Consider the following 8,235-nt stretch of genomic DNA (forward strand, 5'->3'; position numbering starts at 1 on the left):
CCATCTGTTGAAATATGTACACCGCTACCTTGTGTCGCTACATATATTGTCCCAGCATTGTCCACATAAACGCCACGAACAATATTACCCAATGGTTTATTTGAAAAACTCGCACCTCCATCGGTTGAAATACTTAAACCACCAAACGTAGCCGCATATATTACCCCGGCATAGTCCACATATACGTCATAAACAGTATTAAATCCTAAGCCATTGGCAGTGGTTTTATTGGTAAAACTTGTACCACCATTGGTCGAAATACTTAAACCACCCTGAGTACCCGCATATATTGTCCCAGCATTGTCCACATAAACGCCGTTAACCTGATTATTCCCTAAGCCATTAGTAGTGGTTTTATTGATAAAACTTGTACCACCATTGGTTGAAATGCTTAAACCACCATCCGTAGCCGCATATATTGTCCCATTCTTATCCACATAAACACCAAAAACAAGAATATCCCCTAAGCCATTGGCATCGGTTTTATTGCTAAAACTTGTACCGCCATTGGTTGAAATGCTTAAACCACCCTGAGTAGCCGCATATATTGTCCCATCATTGTCCACATAAACGCCATAAACTATATTAGCCCCTAAGCCATTGGCAGTGGTTTTATTGGTAAAACTTGTACCGCCATTGGTTGAAATACTTAAACCACCACCATACGTAGCCGCATATATTATCCCTGCATTGTCCACATAAACGTCCTGAACACTATTAGAACCTAAGCCATTGACGGCTTGGGTTTTATTGCTAAAATCAGAAATCCCTTGCGGTTCATTGTTTTTTGTCCAATAAAACTGAGGGCTACTGCCGCCATTGGTCGCTGAGGCACTGAGCGTGGGGCTTGTACCCACACATACCGCCGTTGGGCTGATGGATACTGAGGGGGTAGTGGTTGGGTTATTTAATGTTTTTGAGGTCGCATCTGAAGTCGTGCAACTATTATTTGTAATTAAAAAATTACTATAAGTCCCTTCTTTTAAGCCTGTTAAAGTAAAAGTATTGCCCGTAATCAATACGTTTTGAGGGCTGGTAGTTGCCCCCAAAGTTGCCGTGAAACTCAAAGAATAAGTACCATCTGGCAAATTGGTACTTGTGAAAGCAATACTGCCATCGGCTGCACCACATATACTTGGCGAAGTAGCCAAACCCGCCGCAATCGTTGGCGAGGTTGGCGATTGAAAATATATTTGATTGGTCGTACCGTCATTACCGTACCATACAACCGTATTGCCCGATACTTTTGGGTCGCGGTTTTCAGTACCCGAATTAGAGACTTGCGTGACGGTAGTACCGTCAGATTTAAAAATATGTCGAACGCCTCCTACTATACCCTCCCAAACAATCGTATTACCGTCTATTTGAGGATTGGAGTTGCTTGATGTAACTGAATTAGAAACCTGCGTGATGGTAGTGCCGTCAGATTTAAAGATTTGTTGAATGCCCGAAACAATGTCAACACCATACCATACAATCGTATTGCCGTCTATTTGGGGAAAGAAGTTAGAACTCGTAGAAACCGTAGAAACCTGTGTAATCGAAGTACCGTCAAATTTATAGATTTTCGAATCACGAATCCATACAAGCGTATTGCCGTCTATTTGAAGATTGGTGTTAAAGCCCAAAGCTGTAACCCGCATGACAGAAGTACCGTCATATTTAAATACATGACCGCCCAGACCTCCAAATGTACCCAACCATACAATCGTATTGCCGTCTATTTGGGGGTTAATGTTATTGGTAGAAGCCGTAGTAGAGACCTGCATGACAGAAGTACCGTCATATTTTAAAATATGAGCAACGCCTCCCGAAACACCTTGCCAGACAATCGTATTGCCTGATATTTGGGGTAATGTGTTTCCTATCGAAGTCGTAGAAACTTGCATGACGGAAGTGCCGTCAAATTTAAAAATATGCCAAACGCCTCCCGATGTTCCCTGCCATACAATCGTATTGCCGTCTATTTGGGGGTTAATGTTATTGGTAGAAGCCGAAGTAGAGACCTGCATGACAGCGGTGCCGTCATATTTATAGATATGTCGAACGCCCGAAACATTATCTATACCCTCCCATACAATCGTATTGCCAGATATTTGGGGTCTGATGTTATCAGTAGAAGCCGTAATGATTTTACATTGCCCATTGGTACGAAAAGGCTGTAAAAAGCCTATTAACAGAGCTATAATGAGGAAAAGTATTTTTTTCATTGGTAGAAATAAGTTTTAATGATGAAAGGTAGTTTTCAAAAAAAGTGGAGAGAAATCAAGGATTTTCATTCCCCCCAAATTTTTTCTTTCTACCACAAAAGGTCTTTGTTTATATTATTTTTAATTCGTAGTACCCCCACAGCCATCAATAAATGCTCTGAAAACTGAACCCGTTTTTGCCTCAAAACCAGGTTGTAGCAAAATAGATTTACCCGAATCAAGGGTTAGTTTTCCACCGCTATTGACTGTTACGGCTTGGGTTGTGATTGCTCCTGATGCTTCTCTGTATTGTACTACCGTATTATTAATGGTATTTGAATAATTAAGCAAACTCGGCGGGCATGGTATTCCTATTGAAATTACGGCACTTCCTGTGCCTGTACCAACGCTACACGAACTCGAAATGCTCGAAATTGAAATTGTTTGGGCAGTAGTTACCGAAGTATTTGCCGTATAAATATTGCCTGTACTACCATTTACAAAACTGATTGTGAAGCTACTTCCATTACTCAAAGTCATAGAAATAGGTAATGTTCCACCCAAAACTTCAATATTCAATGGAAAACTTACCCCCGAAGCGACAGTTTGATTTTGATTAGGTAAAATATTGGCGGCAGTATTTCCGACACTCAATTTGGTTGTCATGGTACTTGTTCCCGAAAACGAAGCACAGCCAGTTGTTGCAGGATATACGACCGTAACTGTGTATGTTCCACTATTAACCGCCTGAAGGTTATTGAGAATTGGGAATTGTTGGGTACTACTAAAATTATTGGGTCCTGACCAAGAAAAAGTACTTCCAGAACTAAAATTCCCCGTTGAAGGAAGAGGAAAAAGAGTAAGACTTCCACCTGGGCATTGAACAGAATTTCCATTAAATGCAATAGATGGTGATACCGTATTTGAAATACCAAGAATTAATGATGCAGTATATGTTCCTGCACAAGTACCACTTACCACTGCACTGAGGACATAAGTACCAGCATTAGTGGCTTGAAAATTGGCAATTTGTGGTGATGCGGCTGTACTACTAAATCCATTTGGACCAGACCATGAATAAGAACTTACGGTAGGACTGGTTGGTGAGAATGAAGTATATAATTCTACTGCTGTTCCAGCACAAAAGTTATAAGCATTGCTTTGTCCGTTTCTTCGAGCTAAAGCAATTAAAGTAGGGTTTGCAACTGTTATGGCTCGAGTTGCACTTGCAGTTCCCGTACATGAGCCACCAAATGTAACCGTTACGGAGTATGTTCCTGCATTGCTTGCTTGAGCATTACTCAAAAGCGGAGTTGCACTCGTACTGTTATATCCATTTGGTCCTGTCCAGTTATAAGTATAAGTCGCTCCCGAATGTGTGGTATTAAATGTTGCATACAATTCTACATTCGTACCTAAACAAAATGAAGTAGAGGGCGTACCAGAACCTTGAATGCGGCTTAGTGCCGTAGCAGTCGTTGGACAGGTCTCTGGCACTGTAATAACGGCACTTCCTGTACCTGTACCAGCTCCGCACGAACTCGTAATACTCGAAATCGAAATCGTTTGAGAAGTTGCAACAGATGTATTTACAGTAATTATATTACCATTGCTTCCATTTGTATTATTAATTGTAAAAGATGCTCCATTGCTCAAAGTGATTGAAATAGGTAGTGTGCCTCCTAAAACTTCAATATTCAAAGGAAAATTGGTATTGGCTGATAATGATTGTTCTTGACCAGACAAAATATTTGCCGACGTATTGCCAATACTTAATCTATATGTATTTGTAAGCGTACCCGCAGTTGCACAACCTGAGCTAAAAGGGAAATTGGTAGTTACTGTATAAGTTCCTGAATTGACAGCTTGGAGGTTAAGTAGAGCATTATTTTGAAGTGTACTTGAAAATCCATTCGGTCCTGACCAGCTATATGTAGTGCCTGTACCATAACTTTGATTTGATAAATTTGTAAATAGTGTAATACTTCCACCAGCACATTGGGTTGAAGCGGTACTTGATGTAATATTTTGAGTTGTATTACCGACCGTTAGATTTGTAGTTGCCGTATAAGTTCCTGCACAAGACCCACCGCTAACGGTTAACATTAAGCTATAAGTTCCTGCATTTACTGATTGTATATTAGCAATTTGAGGTAATGCAGCTGTACTGCTAAATCCGTTGGGACCTGTCCAACTGTATGCACTGATTGTGCCGCTACTTGGCATAGTGGAAGGGTACAATTCAACATTTGTTCCACTGCAAAATGTAAAGGAATTTATTTGCCCTGCTCTTCGAGCAAATAAATTGAACTGATAATTTGCAATAGTAATACTTACCGTAGCCGTAACCGTACCTGCACAAGGATTTCCAAAATTAACCGTAAGCGTATAAACTCCCCCATTTGCACTCGTAGCACTGCTTATCAATGGCGTTGCTGCTGTACTACTAAATCCATTAGGTCCTGCCCAGCTATACGAATTGGGCAGTGCGTAAACAGGATTGGTAGAAGCAATAAATAATTCGATATTACTTCCTGAGCAAAAGCTTGAAGCAGATGCACCGCCTTGATTTCTGGCTGCAAGCGTTACCGTTTTGGTATTGGTCAATGAGGCGGTGGCGGTTACTGTACTAACTACCCCACAAGCTAAATATGTAACCGTTGCCGAATATGTACCTGCTTGTGAATTGGTTACAACAGGACTTGCCAAGTTACTCGAAAATCCACCTGGCCCAGACCATGAATAGGATGTAATTTGTGAAGTTACCAAGTTAGGAAGTGAGAGTATAATATTAGAACCTGCACATTGATTATTTCCAATTGCATTCGTGATTTGCTCTGTAAATCTTATGGTTGTAGTGGCTGGGGCAGTTTCATAAGCAAGGTTAGTTGTAGCTGTAACCGTTGCTGGGCAACTACCCCCAATATTGACAGTTAAGGTATAAACCCCAATATTTGACGCAGAAACACTCGGTATGATTGCCCTCGATTGATTACTCGTAAAGCCATTTGGACCTGTCCATGAATAGGTATCAATATTTGTTAATGCAAGCGTCGGAGCGAATGAAACAGGAGAACCATTACAAAACGCACTGCCACCTACTGTTCCGATTGAAAAAGTTGGCGGGTTGGTGTTTATTGTTGTTGTTACAGCAACAGAACCTGTACAGCCATCGGTATAATTTACATTTAAAGTATAAGTACCCAATTTTGAAGCATCAATATTACTGATGGTCGGAGCAATGTCATTACTCGTAAAACCATTGGGTCCCGACCATGAATATGTGGCTTGGTAATAACTTGATGTCAATGGACTTGCAAAGAGCTTAATATTATTGCCCAAACAAACCGAGCGATTATCGCTTGTAGGGTCGGTATTTACTCGGTTGAGCCCAAAAGGAAGAACACCAGTATTTGAAAAGGTAAGGTTTGCCGCTCTGGTTATGGTAGCAGGGCATTCTCCACCCATATCAATCGTGGCATAATAATAACCCGAATTTGCTGCTGTAGCATTAACAATTTGCGGACTGAGAGCAGTTGATGAAAATCCATTTGGTCCCGTCCATGAAATATTATTGATAATACTTCCACCTGTTTGTGCAATTAGTTCAACCGTTGAGCCCAAGCAATTTGTTGTTCCAGTAGCATTATTAAACTTAATTCGTCTTGATGTAACACTAAATGAAGATTGCGTAGAAAGATTCAAAGTAGCTGTTGCAGTGGCTGTGCCAATACAACCCGTTGAAAACGTTGCCGTTACGCTGTAAACTCCCTCGTTGGCTGCTGAAACATTGCTTATTCTCGGTACTCTTTGGGTACTTGTAAATCCATTAGGTCCTGTCCATGAATAGGTACCGAGAGAGTTATTAGAATTGGCAGTATTAAGATTTGGTGTCATCGAAACCGTGCTTCCACTACAAAAAACAGTTCCGGGTGAGTTTAAATTCGTAAAGGAAATACTTGAAATTGACGGTGCGGTGTTGTGTCCGACAAATAGAGAGTTTGAGACGGTAGCGGTAGCGGTTGGATTACAAGCATTGCCCGTTCCTGTAATGGTCAAATTATAAATTCCAGCTTTGGCAGCACTAAAATTCGTAATCTTAGGCGTTGCAAGTGTACTGCTAAAACCATTGGGTCCAGTCCAATTATAAGAAATAGTATTATATGAATCGCCACTAATATTACCTATCAAAATCATATCAATTCCATCACAAAACGAAGATTGTGCAGAAGGCGTAGTACCTCCTGTAAACTCTGATGTAGAAACAATAGACACATTTATGATAGGGTTAGTGGTAGAAGGAATACGAGGCACTGTAACCGTACGGGTAAAGACATCGTTGCATCCAGCACCCGAAATCGTACCTGTAAAAGTATAATCTCCTGCCTGAGTAACTTGTGGTGCAAGCTGATTACTCGTAAATCCACCCGGACCTGTCCAGCTATAATTGGTCAATTCGGCTGGGGCAAATGTACTGGGCATCGAAGCCGCTACATTGACATTACAATTAAAAACACGAGTAATAACACTCGGTGTAGGCACCATAGGTTGTGGGGTTGCATAAGCTATCGCAGTACCGCTGCATCCGCCACCAAAAACCGCAGTCAATTTATATGTTTTTCTTTCTTGTAAATTATTGATAGTCAACGAACTGGAATTACTCGTAAATCCATTATTTCCTTCCCATAAGTAAGAACTTACTGTTGCCGAAGCAGGCGAAAGTACTGGCGTAAGTGTTACATTTCCACCGCTACAAACTTGATTTTGACTAATACTAAGTCTGGGTGAGCCAATCGTAATCTCATAATTTCTTTTAGAAACATATACACAGGACGAATTATTAAAGGTAATTGTAGCTTGATAATTACCAGCATTGGCAGCAGTTACATTCGAGATAGTAGGGGCTTGAAGCGTACTCGAAAAACCATTGGGTCCTGTCCACGAATAGCTAACTCCCGAAGTATAATCGGTTGTTGCTTCAAGCGTCATATTATTTCCTTCACAAAAATTATTACTTACATTCAAATTATCGCCTTGTAAATAACTTTTCATTGTAACTATCGGAGTAATAACCGTAAAAACGGCTGTAGTGGCAGTAAATGTACCCGTTTGCGTACCTGATAAGGTGAGCGTAACAGTATAAGTACCATCAACGGTGGCGGCATTGGGTCTTTGTGGTTTTTGGGCTGTGCTGGTAAAATTATTCGGTCCAGTCCAGCTATATGCAACCGTCGTTCCACCTGATGGGGTATCATGAGTTGCTGAGAGGATTAAGGTATTCCCATTACAAACAGGAGCATTGCTCGAAGCAACCAAATTTGGGAATTGAGCAAAAACAAAATTCGATATTGTCGAAATGATAGATAAAAGGATAATTTTTTTCACAGGTAGAAAGGTTTTGGTAGAAAGTTTTTTAATGGGTAGAAGAATGAAGAAAAGGGAAGAAATCAAGGGTTTTCATTCTCCCCATATTCTTTTCTTTCTACCACGAAAGTTCTTTTATTCAGATTCGATTGAAGTATTTGTTCGAAAAGTTTATGAAAGGCTTGACTCTCCTTCTCGAAATCTGAATGGTATCATTGTTTTCCATTTTTATCGAGCCAGTTTCTTCTTCGTAGTTGGTCATAAAATCAAGGTTGATTATGCAAGACCTGTTAGGACGAAAGAAATTGAAGGAAGAAAAGCGAGATTCTAATGTACCAAGGTTGGTAGCTGTAAGAAGCATACTGCCGTCTGTAAAGTATAAGCGAGTATAATTAATGTCGCTTTCAAGGAGAATAATTTCTGATGGACAAAATTTCTTTCGTCCGCCAACGTGTACTAAGGATTGAGTGTTCATGGTAGAAAAATTTTATTGTTTAAAACTTTCTACAAAATTGTGTAAAACCATCAGGCGGGTGTTATCACAAAAACTCCTTTCTATTCCTCATTTTGAACCATACAAAAAGAGGGTAGATGTCTTCTCAAAATGTATTTCAAAAACTCTTCCTCATTTTGAACTTTTTGTTCCTCAAATTTGACAAAACGGTCTTATGTGCCTTTTTTT

At 40.2% G+C, this 8,235-nt stretch carries 2 protein-coding genes and 1 pseudogene; all 3 read right to left on the minus strand.

Going from position 1 to position 8,235, the window contains the following annotated elements:
- Window positions 1-2,210 (minus strand): annotated as a pseudogene (locus ACOVO2_RS03795) (hypothetical protein); the annotation flags it as partial.
- Between the two features lie 120 nt (window positions 2,211-2,330).
- Entirely contained in the window at window positions 2,331-7,574 is a 5,244-nt protein-coding gene (locus ACOVO2_RS03800) for a beta strand repeat-containing protein (RefSeq protein WP_421768692.1), read from the minus strand.
- 118 nt (window positions 7,575-7,692) lie between these two features.
- Window positions 7,693-8,028 (minus strand): LytR/AlgR family response regulator transcription factor, encoded by a 336-nt coding sequence (locus ACOVO2_RS03805; RefSeq protein ID WP_421768693.1) that lies wholly within the window; start codon window positions 8,026-8,028, stop codon window positions 7,693-7,695.
- Window positions 8,029-8,235: the final 207 nt, after the last annotated feature.

This window comes from Emticicia sp., assembly GCF_049241225.1.
Taxonomy (GTDB): Bacteria; Bacteroidota; Bacteroidia; order Cytophagales; family Spirosomataceae; genus Emticicia.

What these genes read in the sequence shown, in the direction of transcription:
- ACOVO2_RS03805 (WP_421768693.1), bottom strand. Translation starts at nt 8,028, where the DNA reads ATGAACACTCAATCCTTAGTACACGTTGGCGGACGAAAGAAATTTTGT.